Below are 26,897 nucleotides of genomic sequence, written 5' to 3'. Positions count from 1 at the left end.
TTTTTATCCCGCCAATGCTTCTTCTTGATTTTGTGCAATGCAAACTAAATGGCCGGGGTAGGTTTCGTCTACCCCGGCCATCACATTTAATACCGATCCTGAAAGAGCGTCAAAGCGCCTTTTGGAGTTCCGGGAGGACCTGGAAGAGATCCCCGACGATGCCGTAGTCGGCGACCTGGAAGATCGGCGCTTCCTCGTCCTTGTTGATGGCGACGATGACCTTGGAGTCCTTCATGCCGGCCAGATGCTGGATGGCACCGGAGATGCCGCAGGCGATGTAGAGGTCGGGTGCCACCACCTTGCCGGTCTGGCCGACCTGCCAGTCGTTGGGGGCATAGCCGGCATCGACCGCCGCGCGGCTTGCACCGACCGCGGCACCCAGCTTGTCGGCCACGGGAAGGATCACTTCCTGGAACTTCTCCGCCGAGCCCAGTGCGCGGCCGCCCGAGATGATGATCTTGGCCGACGTCAATTCCGGACGATCGCTTTCCGACAGCTTGTTCTCGACGAAGGTCGAAAGGCCGGGGTTGGCTGCAGCCGAGACCGTCTCGACCGAGGCCGAGCCACCTTCCGGGGCTGCCTGGAAGGAGGCGGTGCGCACGGTGATCACCTTCTTGGCGTCGCTCGCCTGCACCGTCTGGATGGCGTTGCCGGCATAGATCGGACGCTTGAAGGTGTCGGCCGACACCACCTCGATGATCTCCGAGACCTGGGCCGTGTCGAGCAGGGCTGCCACGCGCGGCGAGACGTTCTTGCCGGTCGAAGTGGCCGCGGCGACGATGGTGTCGTAGTTGCCGGCCAGCGAGACGACCAGGGCAGCGGTCGGCTCGGCGAGACGCTCGGCCAGTTCGTCGGCTTCTGCCAGAAGCACCTTGCGCACGCCCTTCAGCTTGGCGGCGGCATCGGCGGCTGCCTTGGCGCCCTTGCCGGCAACCAGCACGTCGACGTCGGAGCCGATCTTGAGGGCCGCCGACAGGGCCTTGGCGGTCTGGTCGGACAGCGAGGCGTTGTCGTGTTCGGCGATGAGGAGGATTGCCATGGTGTTGATCCCTTCGCTTAAAGCACGCCGGCTTCGTTCTTGAGCTTGTCGACCAGCTCGGCCACCGTCTTGACCTTGACGCCCGCCTTGCGGCCGCCCGGTTCCTCGGTCTTGACGACCTTGAGGCGCGGCTTGATGTCGGCGCCGAAATCAGCCGCGGTCTTTTCGTCGAGCGGCTTCTTCTTGGCCTTCATGATGTTGGGCAGCGAGGCGTAGCGCGGCTGGTTCAGACGCAGGTCCGCCGTCACGATGGTCGGCATCTTGAGTTCGACCGTCTGCAGACCGCCGTCGACTTCGCGGGTGATCTTTGCCTTGTCGCCGGCCAGTTCCACTTTCGAGGCGAAAGTGCCCTGCGACCAGCCCAGGAGCGCTGCCAGCATCTGGCCGGTCTGGTTGGAATCGTCGTCGATGGCCTGCTTGCCGAGAATGACGAGGCCGGGCTGTTCGGCGTCGACCACGCCCTTCAGCACCTTGGCGACGCCCAGCGGCTCGACGGCTTCGTCGGCCTTGACCAGGATGGCGCGGTCGGCGCCCATGGCGAGAGCGGTGCGGAGCGTTTCCTGCGCCTGCGCCGGCCCGATCGAGACCACGACGATCTCCTCGACCTTGCCCGCTTCCTTCAGCCGGATCGCCTCTTCGACCGCGATCTCGTCAAACGGGTTCATCGCCATCTTCACATTGGCGAGTTCCACGCCCGAGCCGTCCGCTTTCACGCGAACCTTAACATTCGCATCGACAACCCGCTTAACGGGCACCAGGACTTTCATCTGTCTCTCACCTCTCAAGATGCATTCGGGGGGCGCTATAACAGTACCGGCCCGCTCAGGGTTGTCGAATGCCGACATTTCGGACGCAATTTCTCAAATTCGCCCGCCAAGCTTCGGCCGCCTGGACGGTGGCTGACAGGGCTGCCGCAGGCGCGCGGACCGTAGTTGCGGGCGCCATCCGCGTCAATATCGGCAAAAGGTCCAAATCGGTTGAAAGCTGCAGCTATTGCCGGCCCCAGCGTGATGCCGGCTTCTCTTCCGCAGGGGCAGGGACGGGCGGCGGCGCCGTTTCGGCGGGCACCACTGCCGGAACTGTTTCTTCCTCGTTTTCCAACAGGGGGACGCCGCGGCTGCGCAGCACCAGGACGAGGAGGGCGCCGGTCACGATGCCGCCGATATGGCAAGCCCAGGATATCTGCTCCTCGCCGCCCATCGCGAACATGACGAACTGCAAGAGCACCCACAGGATCAGGACGATATAGGCCGGCAGTCTGAGCGGAATGCGGGCAAAGGCCAGCACCCACACCTTCACGCGCGGGTAGAGGATCAGATAGGCGGCCACCACGCCAGCTATGGCCCCTGATGCACCGATCAGCGGCTGCTCGGAGCCAGGAGCCACCCAGCCGTGGAAAAAGGCGCCGCCGGCGGCACTGGCGAGATAGAAGATCAGATAGCGGACGTGACCGAGCGCATCCTCGACGTTGTCGCCGAACACCCATAGGAACAGCATGTTGCCGCCGAGATGGAAGATATCGGCATGGAGGAAGGAATAGGTGAGGTAACTCAGCTGTTCGGGAATGACGATGAATTGCGGCGACAGTTCCGCAATGTCGTGGACGACGGAGGGGATGAAACCATAGCTGAGTGTGGCACCTGCGGCGTAGTCGTCACCGCCGACGCGCGTGACCAGATAGATCGCGACGTTGAAAAGGATCAACCCGATGTTGACGTAGGCGTAGCGGATGCGGCGCAGATGGTTAGAATCGTAAAGCGGAATGAACATGCGGCTGGCTTCCGCCCGTTGTCCACTGATGCCAAATCAGCGGTTCTTACCCGGCACCCATAGCACGTCGGACTTTCCATTGTCATTGACCGTGCGTGCGGCCACGAACAGGAAGTCCGACAGGCGGTTGACGTATTTGAGCGCCTCTGCGCCGACCTGCTCGTCGGGATTCTGCGCCAGTGCCACCATCACACGTTCGGCGCGGCGGGTGACCGTTCGGGCGAGATGAAGAGCGGCAGCGGCCGGGGTGCCTCCGTTGAGGATGAAAGATCTCAGCGGCTGCAGGTCCTTGTTGAGCAGGTCGATGTCTTTCTCGACACGTTCGACTTGCGAGGCGACGATGCGCAGCGGCTCGTATTCCAGCGGCTTGCCATCATCCGGTACGGAAAGGTCGGCGCCGAGGTCAAAAAGATCGTTCTGGATTCGGCCAAGCATCATGTCGATCGAAGGGTGGGCGGTAGCCGTATGCAGGCGTGCCATGCCAATGCAGGCATTGGCCTCGTCCACCGTGCCGCAGGCCTCGATGCGCAGATCGGACTTCAGGCGTCTTGCGCCGGTACCAAGTCCCGTGGTGCCGGTATCGCCGGTGCGGGTGTAGATCTTGTTGAGTTTGACCAATGCATCCTCCCGCTCGGCCGCAAACCTGCTCGGGCTATTTGCGCGTGAAATAGACCGCAAGCATGATCAGGACCAGCGCCAGGAACTGCAGCAGCACGCGTGCCTGCATGAGCTTGTTCGATGTCACCCCCGAGCCGCCGCGCATCATGTTGATGAGGCCGCGGATGAGCACCGCGACCACGGCCACCATCACGACGATGGCGAGGATGTTGAAAACAGTGCCCATGGCGATTCCGTTCCGTTCAAGCGCGCTTGGCGAGGATGCGGTAGAGCATGGAAGCTGGCAACAGACGTTTCAGCGCTACCCCGATTCTGGCTGGCATCGTTACCACATAGTGCGGCCGGGGGCGTTGCGACAGAAGCGCATGGGTCAGCACTTTGTAGACGGCTTCCGGTCCGAGCTTGTAGGGCGAGCGGATTCCGCCCTGCTCAAGCCGCTGCAATTGCGCGCGATAGGCGGTGCGATGCACCGAATTTTCGTGATCGATGTGCTTGAGGAACCAGGGCAGGCCATTACTCGCGAATTTCGAGGCGATTGGCCCGGGTTCGATCAGCGAGACGTGGACGCCGCTGCCAGCGAGCTCCTGACGCAGACACAGCATCAACCCTTCCAGCGCGTGTTTGGATGCGGCATAGGCCCCGCGAAACGGCACCGGCGTAAGGCCAAGGATCGACGAGCAGTGGACGACACGGCCATGACCCTGGGCGCGCATCACAGGTACGATCCGGCGGGTAAGATCATGCCAGCCGAACAGATTGGCTTCGAATTGTTCACGCAGCGCTTCGACGGGCAGGTCCTCAACCGCACCGGGCTGAGCGTAAGCGCCATTGTTGTAGAGCGCATCGAGCCGGCCGCCGGTGCGTTCTAGCACGGTTTCGACCAGAGCCTTGATCGAATCCGGCTCGCGATAGTCGAGATAGAACGCTTCGATGCCATCGGCTTCCAGCGTTGCAATGTCCTCGGGCTTGCGGGCCGTGGCGAACACCCGCCAGCCGTCTGCCTTCAGCGCCCGTGCGCAATGGGCGCCAATGCCCGAAGAGGCACCGGTGACGATGATCGTGCGGGGCGCTTGGGATGAAGTACCGGAAGATGCGGCGAGGCTTGCCATTTGCCGCAATCACTTCCCATATTCGCCGCCTGGAAACAACTGGAGGAACAGCATCGTTGCTGCGCACCATCGTCGCCTTCCGCCGCGTGCTCTACGATGCGGCCGGTCATTTCAACAATGACGACGGTTGGGCGATGGCCAGTCATCTGGCGATCACCTCGCTGATGGCGCTGTTTCCGTTTCTGATCTTCGCCACCTCGCTGGCGAGTTTCCTTGGCGCGCAAGCTTTCGTCGAGACGATCGTGCCGCTGCTGTTCGACACCTGGCCGGAGCAGATTGCCAAGCCGATCGCGCGGGAGGTCATCAACGTGCTGACGGTCCGGCGAACGGACCTTCTCACTTACGGCGTGCTGCTTGCCGGGTTCTTCGCCTCCAACGGTATCGAGGCGGTGCGGACTTCCTTGAACCGGGCCTACCGCATGACGGAGACACGTTCGATCTTCTTTCGTCGCACGCAGAGCATCGTCTTCGTGCTGATCGCTGCCGTGGGCTTTCTGGCCATCAGTCTTTTGCTGGTTTTCGCGCCGCTGATCGCGCGTCTGGCGGAAGCGCATTTCCATTGGATCGGCCCTTATATGGGCACCATCACGCTATGGCGCTTCGTCATCGCTTCGACGGTCATCGTGTTCGCGCTTTTCGCCGTGCACATCTGGCTGCCGATGGGGCGACGCAGCATTGTCTCGATCCTGCCGGGGATCGGCTTCACGCTGGTCGGCTGGGTGGTCGGGTCGACCATCTTCGCTTCTTATCTCGACCATTTCTCGTCCTACGTGACGACCTATGCCGGCCTCGCCTCGATCATGATCGCCGTGGTCTTCCTTTACATTGTCTCGGTGATCTTCATTCTGGGCGGAGAACTCAATGCCGCCATCAGCCGCTATGCCGAGGCGCGCGCACGGGTCGGCTGAGCCGTGGCCAGGCCAACGCCGAAAGTGGTGATGGCCATGCCGGCGATCTGGACCAGGTTCAGATGTTCGCCGAACAGGATCCAGGCCATCACGGCCGTGACCGCCGGAACCAGATAGAACAGCGAAGCCACCTTCGACATCGCCCCTTCGCGGATCATCACCATCAGCAGGAAGATGGCGCCGACCGAGAGCACCAGCACCAGCCAGGCCATGGCGAAGATGAAGTCGCTGTTGACGGTGAAGACGCGGGTTTCGAGGGTGAAACTGGCAATCACCATCACGACGGTGCCGCCGACATACTGCCAGAAGGTCGAGGCGACGAGGTTGCCGGATGATCCGAAACGCTTCTGCCAGACGGTGCCAGCGCTCATGGCAATGACGGAGATCACACAAGCTGTGAGCGTGGCCGGCGTGACACCGCCGCCCAGTGCGCCGAGCTTCGGCCACAAGACGATGATGACGCCGACGAAGCCGATTGCCAGGCCGGCCCAATGCCGGGGCTGTATTTCTTCGCCGAGCAACTTGCCGGCCATGACCGCGGTGATCAGTGGCTGAAGCCCGACGATCAACGCCGAGATTCCGGCAGGCAACCCGCGATGGATCGCCCAGAAGACCGCACCGAGATAGATGCCGTGCATAAGGACGCCGGCAATGATGGCGTGCTGCGCCTGCGTGCGGCTTGGCCAACGTGCCTTGAGAAGCACGACCAGGACTGCGAACAGCACCGCGGCGATGGCAAAACGTATCGCCAGAAAAGTGAACGGCTCCGCCCATGGCATGGCATAACGGGCGCCGATGAAGCCGGTTGCCCACAGCACGACGAAGGTTGCGGGAATGAACCGCTTGAATTCGTGCATGGATGAAACCGCTTTCCGATGGAGAATGTGCCGCGTAGAGCGTTTCCGTTTTCGGAAACGCTCTAACTCTTTATTTTTACGCAATTCCGGACGGAAAACCGCTGCGCACTTTTCCTGGAATTGCTCTAGCCCGGCAATTCGACCGGACAAAGCCAAAACCGCTTACTTTTAAAGTAACGGGAATTGAAGCTGCTGCCGAGACAGCCCTATAGGCCAACCATACGGCGGATGTCTTCGGGCGTCGCGCCGGCAGAACGCAGCGCGGCCAGACCCGTATCCTTCAGGCTCTTCGAGAGTTTGCGCCCATCTGGGCCCAGGATCAGCCCGTGGTGGAAATAGGCCGGTTGCGGCAGGCCGAGCAGTTGCTGAAGCAGCCTTTGCACAGCCGTTGCATGGAACAGGTCCATGCCGCGCACGACATGGGTTATGCCTTGCAAGGCATCGTCCAGCACGACGGAAAGGTGGTAGCTGGTCGGAATATCGCGGCGCGCCAGAACGATGTCTCCCCAGTCTTGCGGCCGGGCCTGGACATGGCGTGTCGCCGACAGGCCCGTATCCTCGAATTCGGTCCAGACCAGATCGCGATCGAGGCGCGACAGGGCGGCCGCGCTATCGAGCCGCCAGGCGAAGGGCACTCCTTCGGCAATGCGCGCCTTGCGCTGCGCCCGGGACAGAGCTTTGTCGATCGCTGGATAGAGCGGCGCGCCATCCGGGTCGCGGGGCCAGTCGCGCCCGCGTCGTTCGCGTTCGCTGATGAAGGCGCGGATGTCGCCGCGGCTCATGAATGCAGGATAGACGAGTTCTTCGGCGATCAGTCTGTCGAGCGCCACTTGGTATTCGGCAAAATGTTCCGACTGCCGTCGCACGGCTTCTTCCCAGCGCACGCCCAGCCACTCGAGGTCACGATAGATGCCCGCCTCGAATTCCGGCGTGCAGCGCGTGGAGTCGATGTCCTCGATGCGCAGCAGCAGGCGTGCGCCAACGTCATTCGCGAGTTGCCGGTTGAGCAGCGCCGAATAGGCATGACCAAGGTGCAGGTCGCCATTCGGGCTGGGCGCGAAACGAAATGTCAGGAGTGTCATCGGTCGGCGGCAATCGGGTTTTGCAAGCGTTAGCCGGATTGCTACCTTGCCGGCCTTTCGCGGACAAGGAACATGCAGCGCATCACCTCTCTCAACGACATCGCCATGGGCCTCGATGCCTTGTGCGGCATCGATCCGCGCCTGGAGACGGTGCGTGCCTTTGCCGGCGAAGTGCCGCTGCGGCTTTCGGAGCCGGGCTTTGCCAGTCTCGCTTCGATCATCGTGTCGCAACAAGTGTCGCGAGCCAGTGCCGACGCTATTTTCGGACGACTGACCAAGTTGCTGGATCCATTGACGGCTGAGGCCATTCTGGGCGCAGGCGAGGACGTTTTTCGCGAGGCAGGACTGTCACGGCCCAAGCAACGCGGACTGCTCGCCGTCTCGGGGGCGGTGATGGATGGGCTCGACCTGCATCACCTGTGTTCGTTGGAAGCCGGCGAGGCAATCGCCAGGCTCACGGCGGTTCCAGGCATCGGTCCGTGGACGGCAGAGTGCTACCTGCTCTTTGCCGCCGGGCACCCGGATGTATTCCCGGCGCGCGATGTGGCGTTGCAAAGCGCGGTCGGCCATGCGCTGTCGATCGACCCACGTCCGCCAGAGAAAAAACTCATCGCGCTGGCCGAATCATGGACGCCCTGGAGAGGTGTCGCGGCGCGACTTTTCTGGTCTTATTACAGGGAATTGAAGGGCAGGGACGCCGCTCCGCCGGTCTAAGCCGCAAAAAAGCTTAAAAATCATGCTCTTTTGAGGGGTGTTCGGCACGGCTTCCCGCTTCACATCCCTGTCATGTCGGGCTTACAGTATCCGCGCCGTGAACCAAGGAGGCAAACAACGTGACGGTTGCCGTATCTCCGGATGGGCTTCCCGCACTGGTGCTGAATGCGGACTATCGCCCGCTCAGCTATTACCCGCTTTCGCTCTGGTCCTGGCAGGACGCGATCAAGGCGGTGTTCCTCGACCGCGTCAATATCGTCGCCGAATACGAGCATGCGGTCTCCTCGCCGAATTTCTCCATGAAGCTGCCGTCCGTCGTCAGCCTCAAGGCCTATGTGAAGCCGTCGCGCTATCCGGCCTTCACGCGTTTCAACGTGTTCCTGCGCGACCGCTTCCAGTGCCAATATTGCGGGACGCCGGAGGATCTCACCTTCGACCACGTCATCCCGCGTCATCGCGGCGGTGCGACGACGTGGGAAAATGTGGTCGCCGCCTGCTCCCCCTGTAATCTGCGCAAGGGCGGCATGATGCCCTCCCAGGCCAAGATGTGGCCGTTGCAGAAACCCTATCAGCCGACCGTGCACGATCTGCACAACAACGGCCGTCTCTTCCCGCCCAACCATCTGCATGAGAGCTGGATGGATTATCTCTACTGGGATGTGGAACTGGAGCCGTAAGGCTCGCTGCCTTTTGCTTTCGCCTGATCTTTATCCGGAAGCCTGCGGCTTTTGCTTGCAGACCCTCGGGTCGCGCTTGCTCAGGCGCGTTTGAAAGCTCCGCGGAAGGCAACAGCCGCCAGGATCAGGCTGGCAATGGCATTCCAGCCGGCCAGTGACAGTCCAAGGATGCGCAGCGCGGCTTTGTCACAGGATGGCGGCACGAACTTGTCGAGCGCATCGAGCACGCCGTTGCCGCCGGTGTCGACCGGAGCGGCGACGTTGGTGCAATCGGTCGGTCCCGGCCACCAGCCCCATTCGACGCCGGAGTGGAAGACGCCGAGATAGAGGCCGTAGACCATGAGCAGGCCACCGACGATCAAAAGGGCGCGGGTGATCCAGATGGGCAGCTTGAAGATCGCCGCAAGGGCCGCAAGCAACATCAGCGGCGCGCCGACATAGTAGGGGATACGCTGCTCGTAGCAGAGCTTGCAGGGGATGTAGCCGCCTATGTACTGGAAGGCGAGCGCCGAGCCGACGGTGGCTGCCATGGCCACGGTCAGGAATGCTGCTGTGAGCATCGGACCGCGGCTGGCGGAGGTCGTCGCATCGGACATGTGGTTTCGCTCCTGTTGTCGGCGCGCCTGGTTAAAGGGCGTATTTGGCCGCGAAATAAAGCAGAATGAGGATGGCCGCTGCGGCTCCCGCCAGGAGGCCGAGCCGCTTCTCGATGAAGTCACGGATCGGTTCGCCATAGCGGCGCAGCAACCACGCAAGCAGAAGGAAACGGCCGCCGCGCGCCACGATGGCGAGCACGATGAACAGCAGAAGATTGACGCCGATGACGCCGGAGAGGATCGTGACCACCTTGATCGGCGGCAGGTGCGCCGCCCCTGAAGTGATCAGCATCAGGATGATGAAGCCGATCCCCGATGACAGCCGCAGCGCCTCGAACTCATCATACTTGCCATAGAACTCGAGCACAGGCTTGGCCACGGCTTCGTAGGCGTAGTGGCCGATGAACCAGCCGGCAACACCGCCGAGTACGGAGGCAATCGTGGCGACAAGCGCGTATCGATAGGCGCGGTCGGGGCGGGAGAGCGCCATCGGCAGGTAAAGGACGTCTGCCGGCACCAGGAAGACCGAGCTCTCGACGAAAGCGATGAACGCCAGCCACCACTCGGCCGATTTCCGCGCCGCCAGTGACAGCGTCCAGTCATAAAGTCCGCGAAGCATGCAGCCCCCTTCTTGGTGAGCGTCATGCTCTAGAAAGAATTTCTTGGCCACACAATGGCGGGGGCTTCACGAAAGCGAAAGGTCGCACTGCCCGAGGCCGAAGTTTCTCGAGATTTCAGCCCGCCGATGCGTTGCGCCAGTTGACGAACCGGGTCGTGACCGTATAGTCCGCGCCCATCTGGACCGCCCGGTCCGGGGCCCCTATGGCGGAATTGGTAGACGCGCTCGACTCAAAATCGAGTTCCGCAAGGAGTGCTGGTTCGATCCCGGCTAGGGGCACCATTTTTTATCTCACGCCAGTTCGCTACGCTCACGGCTCCGATGGGGCGGCCTGCGGCCGACGGGCGGTCGCCCTTGTGAGCCCTTCGGGCTCGATTTGCGCTGGTTAGGGCACCATTCTTGATCTCATGCCAGTTCGCTACGCTCACGGCTCCGATGGGGCGGCCTGCGGCCGACGGGCGGTCGCCCCTGCGAGCCCTTCGGGCTCGATTTGCGCTGGTTAGGGCACCATTTTCTTGATCTCATGCCAGTTCGCTGCGCTCGCGGCTCCGATGGGGCGGCCTGCGGCCGACGGGCGGTCGCCCTTGCGAGCCCTTCGGGTTCGATTTGCGCTGCTACGAAGTACCAAGTTCTTCACATTGGTGATTTTATCGGATGACGTGACGCCCCGAAACGAGCCCGCTTGCCTGGGTGGGGGTTGGGGGTGTGGCAAGCGGGCTACGGTAACACGACGTGCCTTCGCCCTACCGTAAGGCCACTGTAGCCCATTCAAAGAACCGCACAACGGAAAGTTTAAAAAAGTAATATATATCAATAGTTTAGATTGAACTAAAGTACGAATTGCGCGGAAAGCTGCGGGCAGGTGCGCGAAGATCACGATGTCGATGGGGAACTCGAGCCAATCCGCCTGCGATGCAATCAATTGCGGCTGAACAGGTTTCTCACCCTGTTGCGCAACAGGCGGGCGAAGTTGCGGGTTTCACGATAAAGATGCAGTTGTGACGCGGCCTGTCTCGTTGCCTTGTCGGCATCGGGCGTGAGGCCGATCACGAAAGTGCCGACGGGCCTCCGTTCCATCCACAGACGGCTCATCACAGGATGGTCGGGCACAGCGCATGAATCGGTCATGACGATATTGGGATCGTCGAGATGCTGCTTGGTCACCTCGATCATCAGCAGCGTGCCTGGCGAAAACGCAGCCAGCGTCTCGTCATACGCGGTCTTCCACGTATAGGCGTGACCGGCTTCGACAAAGACGATCAGGCTGGCGATGGTGCGACCGTCCAATATCAGAGAATGGATGCGGCACATGTCCTGCTCGGCCAGACGGTGCACCGCTTCGCGTGCGAAGGCGGCGCGAAAGCGATCGATGGCCATCGCGGTGCGTTCGCGTCCCTTCCAGCCGGATGCCTCCAGAGTGAGGAAGTTTTCGATGGCCTGGCGGATTTCTTCCGGTCCACGCGCCACTTCATGTTCTAGTTTTCCGGTCTCGCCGAGCCGGCGTTTCAGGCGGCGGAACTCGCGGTAGTGATGTGAACGCAAGGATTGCTTGAGGTAGGCATCGCCATCGAGTTTGCTTTGCAGGAACGGGCGCTGCGTTTCGCCCGTGATCACCAGCGGCAGGTTGCGCGCTTCGGCAAGGGCCCGCACCAGGCTGGCCATTGGGCCATCGAGGCGCATGTCGGGCAAGGCAAAAACCTTGGGCAGCTTCAGATGCGGGCGCGACAGCATCGAGAAGAAATCCTCGATCACGCCGATGGGGTCGTCCCGATCGGTCAAGGGGGTGCCGACGGGCCCGAACGGGCTTGCCCAGGTGCGCATGATGGGAGCCGCTAGCGGTATGCCTGGCCGTTCCACCGAGAAAGGCACCAGAAGGCGCAGTCGGCTACGGTGTTCGTTGCCGTCGCGGATAACAGCCAGCCGCACTTCCTTGTCTTCCAGGCGCGGCATCGCCGGCGCCAGGAAGCGGGGGTTGAAGAAGACATTGGGTTCGACAGTGCGGTTGCACAGATAGTCGAGTTCCTCGACCAGATCGAAGCCGGCTGAGGCTGGATAGACGGCAAGCGTTCGTTCCGGCCGGTTGGAGGCCAGCAACTCGATCTCGGCGAGTTCGGCGGCATTGGGCGTGACGCCGGCCAGACCCGTCATCAAGGTCCCCGCCGGACCGCCGCTTGTTTCTTCGATCAGTGGGACAGCGGCCATCAGGCGGCTCCTCTGGCGGGAACGAAGATAACCATGGCGATACCGAGCTTGCGCCACACCGTGAACGACAGGGCGGCGGCTTCGAATACCATGGCTATCGCAGTGGCCAGCGCGGCGCCCCAAAGATGAAAGGTCGGGATCAGCGCCACATTGAGCGCGATGTTGATGGCCAGCGTCAAGGCGAAAACGGCGGCGCAGATGTTCTGGTGGCCGCTCATGGTGAGCAGGCTCTCGCAGGGACCGACGGCGGCACGAGCAACCACACCGCAGACGAGCAGGAACAGCAGCGGGTAGCCTGCGGTGAATTCCGGCCCGAACAGGATCAGCATCGGTTTGCCGAGAAGTAGAACCACTAAGGCCATCAGCAGGGAAGGCCAGAAGGTCCATGAAACCGTCTCGCGGGCAAACGCGGCAAGCTTGTCCCTTTCGCCATGGGTATAGTGGGCATAGCGTTGCGCGACGCCGGCCTTCACCGCGAAATAGACGAAGTGCACCAGTGCCAGCGTCTTCACCGTGGCAAAGTAGACGGCGACATCATCCGGCTCGAGGTAGAGACCGACCATGAGCACGTCGGCATTGGTGAGCAGGAAAAAGAAACTCTCCACCAGGAAGATCGGCAGGGATATGGCGATCCAGTCGCGCAGATGGATGGTTGTCGGGCCGGAAGGAACCCGGGCGTCGGTACGTGCGGTGACTTCGATCAACTGGATGATGGTGGTGGCATAAGTGGCGACGATCGACGCAATCAGCGCAGTCTTCGCGTCCGCCGGCATGCCGATCAACAGTGCGAGCCCCATGCAGGCGAGGATAGCAAGCGGGCGGACGATGTAGACGCGGGTAAGGGCCGAAAGTGCCCAGGAGTTGGCCCGCGCGATGCCCTGAAGCAGATCGGACATCGCAATCATCGGCAGGCAGAAGATGCCGAGTATGAACGGCACCACATAATAGTTTTCGATCCAGCCGGAAAACAACCAGACTCCCGCCACGCCGACCAGTGCGATGACGGTCGAGGCAACCAGAACGAAGATCCGGCTGGCCAGCAGAATGCCGCGCAGTTCGGCCAGCTTGCCGTGCTCGCGGAACTCGGGGATGAAGCGGATGACCGAGGTGTGGAAGCCGAGGCAGGACAGGTTGCCGACGATGACCATCGTCGTCCAGACCAGCACGAGGATGCCGTATTCGAAGGACCCCATCCAGCGAGCCATCAACACCTGGCTGACAAAGGCGATGACGGCACTGATGACGCGGATGACGAAGGCAATCAGCGAGATGCGTCCGGCTTCGCCGCGTTCGTCGGGGGAAAAGAGAACCGCATCAAGCTTGCCGAGCAAAGGCCGCGCACGCAGCGCCAGGCGCTGCGGCAGAAGCCGCTCGGCAGTCGTGGCTGCGGAAAAGCGCACGCGGTACTCCCAGTCCTCGCCTTGGACCTTAACAGGCCCCGACATGGCAAACTATCTATGCGGGACAGCTTAAAAAACGGTTCGGGGGCAGCATGATCGACGAAACCGAACGCAAGGCGATGCTCAAGGCGCATTCGATCGGACTCAGGATGATCGCCTGGCTGGAGGAGATCGGCATAGAGCGGCTGGTCGATCTGAAAGGCGCGGACGCCGACGAGATCGCCATGCGCATCGACATCGCGCTCGGCCGCAGGCATTTGAACCGGTTGGGGATCGCCGCATTGCAGAACCTTATCGCATTGGCGGACGCACAATCGGACTCGCGGGCGGACTAGCGGGTCAGCACGGAGCTGGCAGGCATAGTCAGGAGAATGGCGCCTGCATGCGGGTGAGTCGCCTCCAGGGTTCCAATCACAGCGTTTCCACACTAGTTTGCCGCGCGGGTGGCGGGCGCAAGATTCGGAAAGCTTCATGTTCGGCGGCGTCCGTTCAAAGCTCAAAGCATGGATCGTTGGTGGTATCGGCACCATCGCGGCGCTCGCGGTGGGTGGCGCTCTTGGTGCGTTCGATGCGATCCAGAAGCCGGCCGTCGTGCTTGAGCCAGGCCAGCCGGTGGAGACCGGTCCCTGGGTGGTCAGGCCGTTGCGCGCCTATACGGTCGACAAGGGTGTCTATGGCTTGCCGCTGAAAGCCGGCGAGAAAGCCCTGGTTTTCGAAGCTGAGATGACAAACCGCACGGCGATCTCCAGCAAAAACTATTTCACGACCTTCCAGTCGACAGGCGGCACCGACGAGAAACCCTTTGTCGTACTCGTTCGCGACTCGACGATGTCGCCGGCACTGCAGCCTGGATTGCCGGAGCGCATGGCCTATGTCTGGGGTCTGCCGGCAGGTGCGGCGCCACCCGATCGTTTCGTGCTTGCGGTGAATGGCGAAATCTACAAGCAGCGCGACAATCTCTACGGCGCGCCCGGCTGGTACAATGAACATGTCATCGGCACCGTGGCCATGGCCGTCGGCACCGGGCCTGACACACCGGATGCCAAGCCATGATGCGCCGGGTGGCCAACATCGCGGTTTTATTGGTCGCAGCATTTCTTTGCTACGGCATGCAAACAACGACGCCGCATTATGCAGATCTGACGGCCCCCATTCCAGTTTACGGCAAGATCCAGGATACGATCCTCACACGCACATTCGATATCGCGGTCGACAAGGTCGTCTTTGCCCGTACGCTGAAATTCGACCAGTTCGGCAAGCAGAACCTGCTGACCTCGGGCGGGGTCTGGGCCATCGTGACGGCCAGGCTCGATGCAGCAGACCGATCGGCCATGGTCGCGGCCGCGACCTGGCAGGGACCGGATCGTCTCAATTATCGGACAAGCGAACGCGCCTCGTCTGCTGCAGGCGCCTTGCCGATTGCTCTCGATCCCGGTGTACCGGGTAGGACAAGGCTGGTGTTCGAAATCCTGCCCTCGCAGGTCTCAGGGGCTACGCTGCTCGTATCCGGCAAATTGGCCGGGCCACTCGACTCGGAAGCGCGTATCGCGCTCGGTTCGGTCGCGACGCAACCGAACGGTTTGCCGGAAGGCGTGACCGAAACCTATGAACTCGGCGACACTTTCTGAGGGCTGACCTTGAGCATCGCGGCGCAGCGGACTGATGAGACAGGAGGCCAGCGTACCCCGGCCGAAAGGCGCTGGTGGCTGCGCAGCCTGCTGGCGCTGATCGTGTTGATCCCTGCAGCGCTCGCGGTGATGTCGTATGACAGCGTCAGGGAATTTCTGGGCAACCGGGATTTTTTCGCGAAGGAGGTCGCCTGGGGCAGCAAAGCACGTTTCGGTGGCAGTGACTGGCAATTGACCGATCTGCGCGCGGCTCTCGGGCGCGCCGATATTCCGCCTGAGGTGGTCCCGGTGCTGGTCGACCTGACCGTGACCGTCGGCGAGACTGACCTGCAGACTTTGTGGTTGGGTTGCAAGGTCATGCTCGTCGACGCCGCCGGTCGTCGCTGGTTGCCGACGGCAGCGGTGTCGTTCAGGCAGACGGACGACGCCAAGACCTGCATTTCGGCGATCTTTTCCAGCGCCAGGAGCGGTGATGTGCTGAAGATACGCGAAACCTTTCTGGTGCCCAAGGATGCCACCGCAACCATCCGGCCGGCTATTGGCGTAGCCAGTGAGCGCCCGACCTTCCTGTTGTTCGAGCGACCGCGGGATTGAGAGTGGCAGTCTGCTAGGCGGCCGCGTCGACAGCCGCCGTGGAAGCACGCTTTGGCAGTGCAAATGCGCTTTCCAGAACGGCGGCGAGCAGACAGATACGCAGCGGTTCAACCAGGATTCCGGTGGAACTGTCCTGGAACGGGCTGCCGAACAGGAAAGTCACGCCATGTGCGAGCACCTGCCAGCTGTCGAGCTCATGCGGGCCGATCAGCCGCGTTGCGCCCAACCAGGCCCAGGCAGCTGCCCAGTCGATCAGGCGATAGCCGACGATCAGAACGACGATCAGCAACACGCCGGAACTTAGAGTAAGCCTCACGCCATTGGCGATCGGCAGGTAGCGCGAGCGGTAACCGCTGATGAAATGTTCGACGAAGTCGCGCAGGAATTTCGGGATCGCCTTGTAGCGCTCGCCGAGGCGCCCGACCCGCTGGTGAACGCGCATCAATTCCTTATCGTCGCGCACGTCATAACCGTAGATCAGCGCTGCCATCACCAGCCAGATCACCGGCACGAGCATGTAGAAGAACAGGCTGATCAGTGTGCTCGAGGCACTGGCTGGCATCATTTCGACAGGCACCATTGGCGCTGCCGCCATGGCGTTGCCGACGGGCGTGGCGATGCTCTCTGCCGTGGCCTGAAAGAAAGAACCGATGTTGCGGCTCATGACCCAGGAGAGGGCGACATCCTTCCAGCGGCTGATGACGTAGAGACCGATGAAGATCCAATTGGTCTCGCAGATGACCACGATGATCTGCCAGGCCGAGGATGCACCACCTCGTTTTTGCATGTCCTTGGCAACGCGCCGGATCACCCAGGAAATGGCGACCGAAAACAGCAGCCAGCGCGAATCCAGCACATCCAGCACGTTTCCGGATTCACCGAATGGCGCAAGGTCGAGCGCAGCGCGCGAATACTGTCGCACGGTGTCGCCGAGGAAACCCCAGGCGGCGTAGTAAGCGAAGAATGGCAGCAGCGCGACGGTGACCATATTGGCGAGGCGGGCACTGCCACCGGCGCTGGACTCTTCGCCTGTTTCGCCTCTCGCGACCGCCTGAGCAGCACGCACCGCGGGCAGCGCTGGCCGCAATGTCTGGAACATGGCGACTGTGACAACGAGTTGAGTGAGGGCCACCAGCGTCAGCAATGCCAAGCCGGCCATATGATTCACAATCGCCACATGCGTGGCGAGCCGCATGAACAAGCCGTTGGCGATCAGTCCAAGCAGCACCAATGCAATGAGTTGTGGCCAGAAACGCCAGAGCAGGCGCAGCGTCAGTCCGATCGGCCTTGCAATCCCAGCAAGCATATCCACCTCGCACCGCCCCCGCCGCTTTTTAGCAAAGTTTCGGATAATGTCTGCCCTCGATGTTGTCATAACGACCGCCTGCTGACAGCCCTGTCGAGACGGCCGGTCCCCGCTTTGCGGAGCCCCTGCCTACTCTCGGAAAAGCTGATTGGGCCAAGGGAACAAAGGCCGGCGGATATTCATTTGAAAATCGTCGGAAGTTGAGGGAGCCGACGTGGAGGAATACACCATGAAGATCGCATGCGGTATTGCGCTGGCGGCCTTGGTCATCGGGCAGTCGGCTGGAGAATTGGCGGCCGAACCCTTGAACACGATGGACGATGTCGGCTCTGCGCTGCAGAACTGCTGGAATCCACCCTCCGGTGCGGCGAAAGGTTCAGTCACGTTGCAATTCAGCTTCAAGCGTGACGGATCGTTGATTGGTCTGCCCAAGGCGACCAGCATTCGCGTGGACGGCGATGCCGACCAGCGCAAGCAGTTCGTGCAGGCGGCGACCGACGCCGTTCAGAAATGCGTGCCGCTCGCCCTGGCGCCGAAGCTGGCGGACGGCATGGCGGGCACGGTTTTCACCTTGCAACTGGCCTCGCCAAAGCAGAAATAGCGGCGCGGTAGCGCCTGCCGTCAGCCGAAGGCGCCGTGGCAGTGCTTGAATTTCTTGCCCGAACCACAGGGGCAGGGTTCGTTGCGGCCCACCTTACCCCAGCTTGCCGGGTTTTGCGGGTCGCGTTGCTCGGCGGGAACGACGCGCGCATCCTCCAGAACAGCGACATCCGCGCCTTCACCGAAATCGTTCGTGCCGGTGCTGGCATCGATGTGCTGGCCGAACATCTCCGGCGCCTCCGGTAATGGTGCGTCGGCCGCCTCGCGCACCAGCTCCACGCGCATCAGCTGCGCAGTCACGGCCTGGCGGAGATTGCCGAGCATGGCCTGGAACAGTTCGAAGGCCTCACCCTTGTATTCATTGAGCGGATCGCGCTGGGCGTAGCCGCGGAAACCGACCACCGAGCGCAGATGGTCAAGATTGACGATGTGCTCGCGCCACAAATGGTCCAGCGTCTGCAGGACGACGGACCGCTCGACGTAGTTCATCACGTCCGGGCCGAAGCGGCCCGCACGTTCGTTGGCGGCTTCGTCGGCCGCCTTGGCGATGCGTTCGCGGATGTCATCCTCGGCAATGCCTTCTTCCTTGGCCCATTCCTCGATCGGCAGATCGAGATTGAGGTACTGCTGTGCCTCGGCCTTGAGGCCGGCAATATCCCATTGCTCGGCGTAGGCATTTTCGGGAATGGCCTTGGCGACGATCTCGTCGATGACGTCGTTGCGCATTTCTGCAACCGTCTCGGAAAGGCTTTCGCCGTCCATCAGCGCGATGCGTTGCTCGAACACGACCTTGCGCTGGTCGTTGGAGACATCGTCATATTTTAGAAGGTTCTTGCGAATGTCGAAGTTGCGTGCCTCGACCTTCTTCTGGGCCTTCTCCAGAGCCTTGTTGATCCACGGGTGGATGATCGCTTCGTCTTCCTTGAGGCCGAGCTTCTGCAGCATGCCGTCCATGCGCTCGGAACCAAAGATGCGCATCAGGTCATCCTGCAGCGACAGGAAAAACTTCGAGCGGCCTGGGTCGCCCTGACGGCCGGAGCGGCCGCGCAGCTGATTGTCGATGCGCCGGCTCTCGTGGCGTTCGGTGGCGAGCACATAGAGGCCGCCGGCGGCGAGTGCCTTTTCCTTGAGCTGCTTCACATCCTCGCGGATGGCGTTTTCCCGCGCCTCGCGCTCAGGCCCCGCAGGCATGTCGTTCAATTCCTCGGCAATGCGCATGTCGGCGTTGCCGCCGAGCTGAATATCGGTGCCGCGGCCGGCCATATTGGTGGCAATGGTGATGGCGCCGGGCTTGCCGGCCTGGGCAACGATCGCCGCTTCGCGCTCGTGATGGCGGGCATTGAGGACTTCGAAATCCTCGAAGCCGTCCTGGCGCAGGCGTTCGGCCAGTTGTTCGGACTTTTCGATCGACGTCGTGCCGACCAGCGTCGGCTGTCCCTTGGCGTTGGCCTCACGGATCTCCCTGACGATCGCCTTGTATTTCTCCTCGACCGTCCGATAGACCTCGTCGTCCTCATCGATGCGGCTGACGGGCAGGTTGGTCGGGATCTCGGTGACTTCGAGATTGTAGATGTTGCCGAACTCTTCCGCCTCGGTCAGCGCGGTACCGGTCATGCCGGCCAGCTTCTTGTACATGCGGAAATAGTTCTGGAAGGTGACGGACGCCAGCGTCTGGTTCTCCGGCTGGATCTGCACATGCTCCTTGGCTTCAAGCGCCTGGTGCAGGCCTTCCGAATAGCGGCGGCCGGGCATCATGCGGCCGGTGAATTCATCGATGATGACGATCTCGCCGTTGCGTACGATGTAGTCCTTGTCGCGCTGGAAGAGGCAGTGAGCTTTCAGCGCGTTGTTGACATGGTGGACCATGGCGACGTTTTCGACGTCGTAAAGCGACTCGCCCTTCAACAGGTCGGCGCCGCGCAGCATGTTCTCCACCTTCTCGGTGCCTTCTTCGGTGAAGATCGCCGTCTTCTGCTTCTCGTCGACCTCGTAATCGACAGGCTGCAACTTCACGATGAAGGCATCGACGGTGTTGTACATATCCGAGCGGTCCTCGAGCGGACCGGAGATGATGAGCGGGGTGCGCGCCTCATCGACGAGGATCGAATCCACTTCGTCGACGATCGCGTAATTGTGGCCGCGCTGAACCATCTGCGCGCGCTCATATTTCATGTTATCGCGCAGATAGTCGAAGCCGAGTTCGTTGTTGGTCGCGTAGGTGACATCGCAGGCGTAGGCATCGCGACGCTCTTCGTCGGACAGGCCGTGTACGATGATGCCGACGCTGAGGCCGAGGAATTTATAGACACGACCCATCCATTCGGCGTCGCGCGTGGCGAGATAGTCGTTGACGGTAACGACATGCACGCCTTTGCCGGCAAGGGCATTGAGATAGACGGGCAGGGTGGCGACCAGCGTCTTGCCCTCGCCTGTGCGCATTTCGGCAATGCCGCCATTGTGCAGGACCATGCCGCCGATCAGCTGCACGTCGAACGGCCGCAGGCCCAGCACCCTTCGCGCCGCCTCGCGCGCGGTGGCAAAGGCGGGGATCAGCAGGTCGTCCAGCTCAGCGCCATTGGCGATATCCTCGCGGAATTTTCCGGTGCGGGCGGTAAGCTCTGCGTCGGAGAGCGCGCGCATCTCGTTTTCCATGGCGTTGATCGCTTCGACCCGAGGCCGGGTCGACTTGACACGGCGGTCGTTGGAAGAGCCGAAAATCTTACGGGCGAGACCGCCGAGACTGACCATTCAATGGTCCTTTCGCTTGCAATCCTGGGCGCGAGAGCGGATGCGGAGGCATCCAGCAAACCCGCTTGAACGGAAAAACACCAAAAAGCGCCCGGAAAAACGGTTCTGGACGCCAAGTGGTTGGACAGATAAGAGGGGGCACAATCGATGTCAACGCTGCGTTACTGAGCCGCGGAACGCCTAATTCTGCCACATTCCGGCTGATCAAAAGACCCAATCATTCTCATCGGAGCTCTTTCGCATGACCTTGTTGTTTCGCCGCGTGTCGCTAGCCAGCCTCGGTCTGGCTATCGGCCTGTCGGCTTTGTCCGTTTCGCCGCTCGCTGCCCAGGAAACCAAACCGGCGGACGCCGCCGCGGCTCCGGCGCCGGCGCCGGTCGATCCCAACGCGGTCATCGCCACTGTGGACGGCAAGCCAATTACCGAGGCGGATCTGACGCTTGCCGAAGGAGAACTGTCACGTCAGTTCGCACAGCTTCCCGCGGAGCAGCGTCGTGCCGCGGCACTGTCGGCTGCCATCGAGATCAAGGTTCTCTCCGCCAAGGCCATTGCAGATGGGCTCGACAAGGATCCCGAATTCCAGCGTCGCGCCGCTTTCCTTCAGCAGCGCGCCTTGCATGGTGAACTGGTCGAGAAAGAAGTGGTCGGCAAGATCACCGATGCCGAAATCCGCGCTCGCTACGACAAGGAAATCGCCGCGCAGCCGCCCGTCAACGAAGTGCATGCCCGTCACATTCTCGTGAAGACGAAGGAAGAAGCGGACGCCATCGTCAAGAAGCTCGACGCCGGCGAAGACTTTCAGAAGCTTGCTAACGAGAACACCAGTGATCCGAGCGGCAAGACCAATGGCGGCGATCTCGGTTTCTTCGGTCCCGGCCAGATGGTACCGGAATTCGAAAAGGCGGCAATGGCGCTGGAAGTCGGCAAATACACCAAGGAGCCGGTACAGACGCAGTTCGGCTGGCACATCATCAAGCTCGAGGACAAGCGCCAGCAGCAGCCGCCGGCCTTCGATCAGGTCAAGGATCAGGCCAAGTCGGCGATAATCCGCGACAAGTATTTCGAGGCCGTCAAGGAAGCGCGCAAGGCCGCCAAGGTCGAGATTCCCGACGAGAATCTGCGCAAGGCCGTTGAAGCGGCCGAGGGCAGCGCCGGCAAGTAGTTGCAATTTCCCGCCGATCCGGCGGACAGATTTGAAAGAGCGGTGCCTGCAAAGGCGCCGCTCTTTTTTGTTTGCCTGTTAGAGCGTTTCCGTGAAAAACGGAAACGCTCTATGTCTTGATGCCGTGGACGATGATCCGGACGGCGGCGCGGATCTTGGCCTCATCCTCATCCAGGCGTCCGGTCAGAAGACGGACCCACGCATAGGACGACACCATATCCGCTACCTGCAGCGGGTCGACGTCGTCGGCGACCTCACCGCGTGTCTTGGCGCGTTCGGTTATCTTGCCCTGCTCGACGCGACGGCTGGCCGCATAGGCAGCGAGCGCTTCCGCGGCGGCTTCATCCGACTGCGCCTCGGCAACGATGGAACGGAAGATCGCTCCTGAAGGCGTGTCGCGCCAATGCGCGAGCAAACCTGTCAGGAATCCCGCCAGATCCCTCTCCAGATCCCCCGTGTCCGGATAGTCGATATGCTTCTGGCGCTGGTACACGTCGATCAGCAGCGCTGCCTTGCTCGGCCACCAGCGATAGATGGTGGGTTTGCCGGCGCGGGCGCGGCGTGCCACGGCCTCGATGGAAAAACCGGAATAGCCGTCTTCCTGGAGCACGGCCTCGGCCGCCTCGAGAATAGCCTCGGCGCTGGCGGGGTTGCGCCGTGCGCCGATCGAACGGCGGGCCTTTCCTTCGCTCGCAGTCAACGCGCTCACGCTCCTCGAAACTTTGCCGACCACCATACATCAACTCTTGACGAAACGAAACGGACCGTTCTATATGTAACGAAACGTATCGTTCTTATGGAGGTCGTCATGTCCGCCGGTTCGCCTGTTGCCGCCCCGTCCCGATTTTCCCGATCCCGCTTCGCTCTGCTCGTGCTTGCAGGTGTCTATCCACTCATCACCACGATCCTGTACGTGCTGGCACCGCTGACGGAAGAGTGGGAGATCTGGCAGCGCACGCTGGTCATCGCGCCAACCATGGTCACGGCAATAATCTGGGGGCTGATACCGATCGTTCAGCGCGTGTTTCGCGGATTCATCAACCCGGTTGTGCGTTAGAGCGCCGTGTTTCCATCCTGACGCGCAAAGGACGCTCTAACACTTTTAAGCTGCGCTTCGTGCTTTCCGAAAGTCGATCGGGCGATGCGCAGGACAGCCGCGACGCCCGACACTAGAAAACGCCTTGCGAAGCCTCGCGCTATCGGGCAAACGGTGCGTGCCCCTTACCGTCTTCCGGACTGCCGAGGTTCTTCATGTCCGCTACGATTTCCCCGCTCGCCCCGAAGAAATATCCCAAGATGCCGGCAATCGAGGGGGTGCGCATCGCGACGGCGGAAGCAGGCATCAAATACAAGAACCGCACCGACCTTCTGGCGATGGTGTTCGATCCCGGCACGGCTGTCGCAGGCGTGTTCACACGCTCGAAATGCCCCTCGGCGCCAGTGGATCTGTGCCGCCAGAACCTAGGCCAGGGCGAAGCCCGCGTGCTTGTGGTCAATTCCGGCAACGCCAACGCCTTCACCGGCAAGAAGGGCCGCGAGACCACCTCCATGACCGCAATCGCCGCCGGCAAGGCCGCCGGCTGCGCGCCGGAAGAAGTGTTCCTCGCCTCGACTGGCGTGATCGGCGAGCCGCTCGACCCCAACAAATACAGCCATCTCCTGGCAGGCATGGTCAAGGAAGCGCGGCCCGATCAATGGATCGAGGCGGCCAAGGCGATCATGACCACCGACACCTATCCGAAAGTGGTCACGGCCACGGTCAAGCTGGGCGATGTCGACGTGACCCTCAACGGCATCGCCAAGGGCGCCGGCATGATTGCGCCGGATATGGCGACGATGCTGTCCTTCGTTGCCACGGATGCGCCGATCGCCGCGCCGGTGCTGCAGGATCTGCTTTCCAAGGGTACGGCCAAGACTTTCAATGCGGTGACGGTAGATAGCGATACCTCGACCAGCGATACGCTGCTTCTGTTTGCGACCGGTGCCGCCGGCAAGCGCGGCGCGGCCAAGATCACCGATGCCAAGGACGCGCGTCTCGGCGCCTTCCGCCGCGCCCTGAACAAGATGCTGAAGGCGCTTGCCATCCAGGTGGTGCGCGACGGCGAGGGCGCCCGCAAACAGATCGAAGTCACTGTGACGGGCGCGAAGTCGGCCCGCTCGGCCAAGCGCATCGCCTTGTCGATCGCCAATTCGCCGCTGGTGAAGACCGCCGTCGCCGGAGAAGACGCCAATTGGGGCCGGGTCGTCATGGCAGTCGGCAAGGCCGGTGAGCCCGCTGACCGCGATCGCCTGGCGATCTGGTTCGGCGACAACAGGCTTGCTGTCGATGGTGAGCGCGACACCGCCTATTCGGAAGCGGCGACCTCGGCCTATATGAAGCGCGACAGCATCGTCATTCGCGCGGACATCGGCATAGGCCGCGGCAAGGCGACGGTGTGGACCTGTGACCTCACCAAGGAGTATGTCGCCATCAACGGCGACTACCGGAGTTGATTTGTTGAACCCGCAGCACCCTGCCACCGTGCTGGCCAAGGTTCGTCGCTACGAAGCGGCGGGCTTTCGTGCATGGCCGGCTGCGGCGGCGCACTATGACGGCACATGGGTGGTGCGGCTGACGGCCGGTCACCCGGCCAAGCGGTTGAATTCGATCAATCCGCTCGACCCTAACGACGTCCATCAACTGCCCGAGCGCATCGCGCGCGCAGGCCGCCGCTTCGAGGCCTACGGACGGCCGCTGACCTTCCGCATTTCGCCATTGGCAGGGGCCGCTCTTTCGCGGCATCTCGACGCCGAAGGCTGGTCGCGTTTCGGCGATTCGCTGGTCATGCGCATGTCGCTTGCAAAGGCACCGGTCGATGACGTCCTCGACCAGATTCCGCTCAAGGACATCAGCCGCTTCGTTTCCGCCACGCTGAAAGTACATGGTGCCGACGCTTCGTTGCGGCCTGGCCTGTCGGAAATCATCGGCGCCATCCAGCCGGAAGCTGGGCTGTTCGCGCTGGAACGCGGTGATGAGGCAATGGCGACGCTGATCTGCGTGCACGATGGCGATCTCGCCGGACTGTTCGAGATTGCCACCGACAAGACAGTGCGTCGCAAGGGATACGGCCGCCAACTGGTGCTGTCAGCCCTGAAATGGGCGCGGCTGCGTGGCGCTCGCGAGGCCTGGCTGCAGGTCGAGGCCGACAATGCGCCGGCGCTTGCCCTCTATCATGGGCTCGGCTTCGAGGAGGTCTATCGTTACCACTACAGGCAGCCGGCCTCCGCATGAACTCTGAACTGTCCAAGCCAAAGAGGCTGCTTCTGGTCGTCGCATGCGCTCTGGTCGATGCCGACGGCCGGGTGCTGATCGCGCAGCGTCCGGAAGGCAAGCAGCTTGCCGGCATGTGGGAATTTCCAGGCGGCAAGGTTGAGCCGGGCGAAACACCGGAAGACTGCCTGGTGCGCGAACTTCACGAGGAACTTGGTATCGAAACCAAGACGGCCTGCCTCGCGCCACTGACCTTCGCCAGCCACAGCTACGACGATTTTCACCTGCTGATGCCACTCTACGTCTGCCGCCGCTTCTGGGGCACTCCGGAGCCGAAGGAAGCGCAGGCGCTGAAATGGGTGCGGCCGAAACAGATGCGCGACTATCCGATGCCGCCTGCGGATGCGCCGCTTATCCCTTTCCTGATCGATCTGCTCTGATCGCCACAATTAGCGTTAACAGAGGTTTAATCCACTCGTGAAAGAGTGATCCCGGGCTGCGGCAAAGATGCCGTCTTGGGGTGGCGCATGAGCATTGATCGGGATTGGGCGGATATCCGTCCGCAGCGTTCGCTGGGCAAGATCGGCATGGGCGTGTTGAGGGTCACCCTGCTGTTTGGATCGGCGGCGGTGGCACTTTCAATCCTTGGTGCTTCCTATCTCGACAGCCGGCTGGGACAGCGGTTCGCCAGCGCCGATCCGCAGGCAGGGCTCGACATGATGAGCACCGGATCCATTGGCCGCACGAGCACCTATACCGTGCGGCGCAGCGTGCTGCAGGCGAGCCCCGATGCCGTGTGCGTCATCCGCGACAACGGTACCCGCTCGGGCGCGTGCTGAGCGTTGGCCCGGCGGATTCACCGCCCGTTAAGCCTACCCCGTTAACCTTTGTAAATCAGTCGACGCTAAGGTAGGCCGAACAGGAAAGGTGGTCATGTCCTTGCTGCGGCGATTTTTCAAAAACGAGACAGGCGCGACGGCGATCGAATACGCGCTGGTCGGCTCCCTGATGGCCGCAGCCATCATTCTGGGTTTCGGTAACCTTGCCAGCGTGCTGCAGTGGCTCTGGAGCGACAACGAGAGCAGGCTCGTCCAGGCCTTGAGCGTTAAATAGGCTGCAAACCTGCCTGTTATCCCTGTCCGGATTCCTTCAGGAATTTCTCCAGCGATACAGTTGCCGATCCGGGTTTCAGCGGCTTCTGCTGCGAAGCGTCCGGTGCCCAGCCGGACAACCAGATGATCGAAAAGCTCGCCCTCACGCGACCATCGCCATCGGAAAATCGTTCGGAATAGATCTCGGCGGCGCGGGCGAGCAGCGCGCGGCTCATCGGGCGCCGGCTGCGGTCGATCAAGGCGTTTGTTTCACCCATCGCCTTCAGATCATTCATGAGGCCGAACGGGGTGCCATAGCGAACCGTCACCGTCTCGACATCGGCAACGGGCAGTGCGAGCCCAGCCCGCTGCAGCAGTGCGCCGGCATCACGCACATCGGCAAAGGGGATGACGCGTGGACTTGCGCCGCCATGGAGTTCGGTTTCCGCCGCAAGCAGGCTTTCGCGCAACTCGGCCAGCGTGCCGGAGCCGGTCATCGCGCCGAGGAAGAGACCGTCAGGCTTCAGCGCGCGGCGGATCTGGGCCAGCATGCCCGGAATGTCGTTCATCGACTGAAGGGCAAGGAGCGATACGATCAGGTCGAGGCTGCCAGGCTCGAACGGTACTGTCTCGGGCGCAGTGACCATTCCCGCACCATCGGCCAGGAAGGCAGGATCGGCTTCGACGCGGATGACTTCGTCGACCTTGCCGCTGGAGGCAAGGGCCTCGGCGGCATGCGCGGTCTGGCAGAACAAGGCTGCGGCGTTGCTGAAGCGGCGTTCGACCGCTGCCAGCCGGTCGGCCAAATCATCTGCGGCGCGTTGCATCAGGAAATCCGCGCCTGAGGTTGGTTGGGCAAGTGCCCGACGTTTCCTCGTCAACCAGAGGGCGGTATCAAACAAGGGCTGCAAAGACGGGTCCTGCTTC

The 26,897-nt window shown here is 62.0% G+C and carries 31 protein-coding genes and 1 tRNA gene; 16 read left to right on the top strand and 16 right to left on the bottom strand.

Annotated elements, in window-relative coordinates; translation table 11 throughout:
• Positions 1-109: 109 nt before the first annotated feature.
• From AO692_RS29720 to AO692_RS29695, 6 genes are all read right to left on the bottom strand, one after another.
• Complete coding sequence (locus AO692_RS29720) at positions 110-1,039, bottom strand: electron transfer flavoprotein subunit alpha/FixB family protein (RefSeq protein WP_054313648.1); 930 nt, start codon at positions 1,037-1,039, stop codon at positions 110-112.
• A 17-nt stretch (positions 1,040-1,056) separates the two neighbouring features.
• Entirely contained in the window at positions 1,057-1,806 is a 750-nt protein-coding gene (locus AO692_RS29715) for an electron transfer flavoprotein subunit beta/FixA family protein (RefSeq protein WP_054313647.1), read from the bottom strand.
• A gap of 223 nt (positions 1,807-2,029) precedes the next feature.
• The gene (locus tag AO692_RS29710; RefSeq protein WP_054313646.1) at positions 2,030-2,809 is read right to left on the bottom strand and encodes a rhomboid family intramembrane serine protease; all 780 of its coding nucleotides are present in this window, start codon (positions 2,807-2,809) and stop codon (positions 2,030-2,032) included.
• A 36-nt stretch (positions 2,810-2,845) separates the two neighbouring features.
• Positions 2,846-3,427: a cob(I)yrinic acid a,c-diamide adenosyltransferase gene (locus AO692_RS29705; RefSeq protein WP_054313645.1), complete on the bottom strand. Its 582-nt coding sequence runs from the start codon at positions 3,425-3,427 to the stop codon at positions 2,846-2,848.
• Positions 3,428-3,461: 34 nt separating this feature from the next.
• Positions 3,462-3,653, bottom strand: a complete 192-nt coding sequence (locus AO692_RS29700; RefSeq protein WP_054313644.1) for a twin transmembrane helix small protein — start codon at positions 3,651-3,653, stop codon at positions 3,462-3,464.
• Positions 3,654-3,669: 16 nt separating this feature from the next.
• A complete protein-coding gene (locus AO692_RS29695; protein ID WP_054313643.1) occupies positions 3,670-4,536 on the bottom strand; it encodes an SDR family oxidoreductase in 867 nt (288 codons plus the stop codon).
• 56 nt (positions 4,537-4,592) lie between these two features.
• Here AO692_RS29695 and AO692_RS29690 point away from each other — a divergent pair, with 56 nt between their 5' ends.
• Entirely contained in the window at positions 4,593-5,444 is an 852-nt protein-coding gene (locus AO692_RS29690) for a YihY/virulence factor BrkB family protein (RefSeq protein WP_054313642.1), read from the top strand.
• On the opposite strand, the gene AO692_RS29685 is transcribed toward AO692_RS29690, so the two are convergent.
• Entirely contained in the window at positions 5,414-6,301 is an 888-nt protein-coding gene (locus tag AO692_RS29685) for an EamA family transporter (protein WP_054313641.1), read from the bottom strand. The two genes, AO692_RS29690 and AO692_RS29685, sit on opposite strands and share 31 nt — an antisense overlap.
• Positions 6,302-6,507: 206 nt before the next feature.
• Complete coding sequence (gene gluQRS, locus AO692_RS29680; protein WP_054313640.1) at positions 6,508-7,383, bottom strand: tRNA glutamyl-Q(34) synthetase GluQRS; 876 nt, start codon at positions 7,381-7,383, stop codon at positions 6,508-6,510.
• A gap of 72 nt (positions 7,384-7,455) precedes the next feature.
• On the opposite strand from gluQRS, the gene AO692_RS29675 reads away from it, so the two are divergent.
• Together AO692_RS29675 and AO692_RS29670 are read left to right on the top strand one after the other, a co-directional pair.
• Positions 7,456-8,097, top strand: coding sequence for a DNA-3-methyladenine glycosylase (locus tag AO692_RS29675; RefSeq protein ID WP_054313639.1), 642 nt, complete (start codon positions 7,456-7,458; stop codon positions 8,095-8,097).
• 119 nt (positions 8,098-8,216) lie between these two features.
• Positions 8,217-8,774, top strand: a complete 558-nt coding sequence (locus tag AO692_RS29670) for an HNH endonuclease (protein ID WP_054313638.1) — start codon at positions 8,217-8,219, stop codon at positions 8,772-8,774.
• An 80-nt stretch (positions 8,775-8,854) separates the two neighbouring features.
• Here the strand turns inward: AO692_RS29670 and AO692_RS29665 are convergent, their stop codons facing one another.
• Positions 8,855-9,370: a disulfide bond formation protein B gene (locus AO692_RS29665; RefSeq protein ID WP_054313637.1), complete on the bottom strand. Its 516-nt coding sequence runs from the start codon at positions 9,368-9,370 to the stop codon at positions 8,855-8,857.
• Positions 9,371-9,401: 31 nt separating this feature from the next.
• Positions 9,402-9,989 (bottom strand): YqaA family protein, encoded by a 588-nt coding sequence (locus AO692_RS29660; protein WP_054313636.1) that lies wholly within the window; start codon positions 9,987-9,989, stop codon positions 9,402-9,404.
• A 197-nt stretch (positions 9,990-10,186) separates the two neighbouring features.
• On the opposite strand from AO692_RS29660, the gene AO692_RS29655 reads away from it, so the two are divergent.
• Positions 10,187-10,271, top strand: a tRNA-Leu gene (locus AO692_RS29655).
• 636 nt (positions 10,272-10,907) lie between these two features.
• Here the strand turns inward: AO692_RS29655 and AO692_RS29650 are convergent.
• Both AO692_RS29650 and AO692_RS29645 read right to left on the bottom strand, forming a co-directional pair.
• Positions 10,908-12,191 (bottom strand): GNAT family N-acetyltransferase, encoded by a 1,284-nt coding sequence (locus AO692_RS29650; protein WP_054313635.1) that lies wholly within the window; start codon positions 12,189-12,191, stop codon positions 10,908-10,910.
• A complete protein-coding gene (locus tag AO692_RS29645; protein WP_054313634.1) occupies positions 12,191-13,591 on the bottom strand; it encodes a lipopolysaccharide biosynthesis protein in 1,401 nt (466 codons plus the stop codon). Before AO692_RS29645 ends, AO692_RS29650 begins: the two co-directional genes overlap by 1 nt.
• A 92-nt stretch (positions 13,592-13,683) precedes the next feature.
• On the opposite strand from AO692_RS29645, the gene AO692_RS29640 reads away from it, so the two are divergent.
• The 4 genes from AO692_RS29640 (at position 13,684) to AO692_RS29625 (ending at position 15,813) form a co-directional block, all read left to right on the top strand.
• On the top strand, positions 13,684-13,926 hold the full coding sequence (locus AO692_RS29640) for a hypothetical protein (protein ID WP_054313633.1): 243 nt from the start codon (positions 13,684-13,686) through the stop codon (positions 13,924-13,926).
• Positions 13,927-14,062: 136 nt separating this feature from the next.
• Positions 14,063-14,644 carry a hypothetical protein gene (locus AO692_RS29635; protein WP_054313632.1) on the top strand — a complete coding sequence of 194 codons (582 nt, stop codon included), beginning with the start codon at positions 14,063-14,065 and terminating at the stop codon, positions 14,642-14,644.
• The gene (locus AO692_RS29630; RefSeq protein WP_054313631.1) at positions 14,641-15,219 is read left to right on the top strand and encodes a hypothetical protein; all 579 of its coding nucleotides are present in this window, start codon (positions 14,641-14,643) and stop codon (positions 15,217-15,219) included. Before AO692_RS29635 ends, AO692_RS29630 begins: the two co-directional genes overlap by 4 nt.
• A 9-nt stretch (positions 15,220-15,228) precedes the next feature.
• On the top strand, positions 15,229-15,813 hold the full coding sequence (locus AO692_RS29625; protein ID WP_244483550.1) for a hypothetical protein: 585 nt from the start codon (positions 15,229-15,231) through the stop codon (positions 15,811-15,813).
• A 13-nt stretch (positions 15,814-15,826) separates the two neighbouring features.
• Here AO692_RS29625 and AO692_RS29620 read toward each other — a convergent pair whose 3' ends face one another.
• A complete protein-coding gene (locus tag AO692_RS29620; RefSeq protein ID WP_054313630.1) occupies positions 15,827-17,119 on the bottom strand; it encodes a hypothetical protein in 1,293 nt (430 codons plus the stop codon).
• Between the two features lie 229 nt (positions 17,120-17,348).
• On the opposite strand from AO692_RS29620, the gene AO692_RS29615 reads away from it, so the two are divergent.
• A complete protein-coding gene (locus AO692_RS29615; protein ID WP_054313629.1) occupies positions 17,349-17,720 on the top strand; it encodes a hypothetical protein in 372 nt (123 codons plus the stop codon).
• Positions 17,721-17,740: 20 nt separating this feature from the next.
• Here the strand turns inward: AO692_RS29615 and secA are convergent, their stop codons facing one another.
• On the bottom strand, positions 17,741-20,467 hold the full coding sequence (gene secA / locus AO692_RS29610; protein ID WP_054313628.1) for a preprotein translocase subunit SecA: 2,727 nt from the start codon (positions 20,465-20,467) through the stop codon (positions 17,741-17,743).
• A 241-nt stretch (positions 20,468-20,708) separates the two neighbouring features.
• Here secA and AO692_RS29605 point away from each other — a divergent pair, with 241 nt between their 5' ends.
• Positions 20,709-21,629 (top strand): peptidylprolyl isomerase, encoded by a 921-nt coding sequence (locus AO692_RS29605; RefSeq protein WP_054313627.1) that lies wholly within the window; start codon positions 20,709-20,711, stop codon positions 21,627-21,629.
• Between the two features lie 109 nt (positions 21,630-21,738).
• On the opposite strand, the gene AO692_RS29600 is transcribed toward AO692_RS29605, so the two are convergent.
• Entirely contained in the window at positions 21,739-22,329 is a 591-nt protein-coding gene (locus AO692_RS29600; protein ID WP_280138696.1) for a TetR/AcrR family transcriptional regulator, read from the bottom strand.
• Positions 22,330-22,437: 108 nt separating this feature from the next.
• On the opposite strand from AO692_RS29600, the gene AO692_RS29595 reads away from it, so the two are divergent.
• From AO692_RS29595 to AO692_RS29570, 6 genes are all read left to right on the top strand, one after another.
• Positions 22,438-22,686 (top strand): hypothetical protein, encoded by a 249-nt coding sequence (locus AO692_RS29595; protein ID WP_054313937.1) that lies wholly within the window; start codon positions 22,438-22,440, stop codon positions 22,684-22,686.
• A 194-nt stretch (positions 22,687-22,880) separates the two neighbouring features.
• Positions 22,881-24,122 carry a bifunctional glutamate N-acetyltransferase/amino-acid acetyltransferase ArgJ gene (argJ, locus tag AO692_RS29590; RefSeq protein WP_054313625.1) on the top strand — a complete coding sequence of 414 codons (1,242 nt, stop codon included), beginning with the start codon at positions 22,881-22,883 and terminating at the stop codon, positions 24,120-24,122.
• Positions 24,123-24,126: 4 nt separating this feature from the next.
• Positions 24,127-24,900 carry a GNAT family N-acetyltransferase gene (locus AO692_RS29585; RefSeq protein ID WP_244483549.1) on the top strand — a complete coding sequence of 258 codons (774 nt, stop codon included), beginning with the start codon at positions 24,127-24,129 and terminating at the stop codon, positions 24,898-24,900.
• Positions 24,897-25,319, top strand: coding sequence for a (deoxy)nucleoside triphosphate pyrophosphohydrolase (locus AO692_RS29580; protein WP_054313624.1), 423 nt, complete (start codon positions 24,897-24,899; stop codon positions 25,317-25,319). The genes AO692_RS29585 and AO692_RS29580 overlap by 4 nt, the downstream gene beginning before the upstream one ends.
• 87 nt (positions 25,320-25,406) lie before the next feature.
• The gene (locus AO692_RS29575) at positions 25,407-25,718 is read left to right on the top strand and encodes a hypothetical protein (protein WP_054313935.1); all 312 of its coding nucleotides are present in this window, start codon (positions 25,407-25,409) and stop codon (positions 25,716-25,718) included.
• 94 nt (positions 25,719-25,812) lie between these two features.
• Entirely contained in the window at positions 25,813-25,992 is a 180-nt protein-coding gene (locus AO692_RS29570; protein ID WP_054313623.1) for a Flp family type IVb pilin, read from the top strand.
• Between the two features lie 16 nt (positions 25,993-26,008).
• Here the strand turns inward: AO692_RS29570 and AO692_RS29565 are convergent, their stop codons facing one another.
• Positions 26,009-26,881: a methyltransferase domain-containing protein gene (locus tag AO692_RS29565; RefSeq protein WP_054313622.1), complete on the bottom strand. Its 873-nt coding sequence runs from the start codon at positions 26,879-26,881 to the stop codon at positions 26,009-26,011.
• Between the last annotated feature and the right edge of the window lie 16 nt (positions 26,882-26,897).

The sequence above is a fragment of the Mesorhizobium sp. 1M-11 genome (assembly GCF_001303895.1).
GTDB lineage: Bacteria > Pseudomonadota > Alphaproteobacteria > Rhizobiales > Rhizobiaceae > Mesorhizobium.
This window is presented reverse-complemented; position numbering and strand designations above follow the sequence as displayed.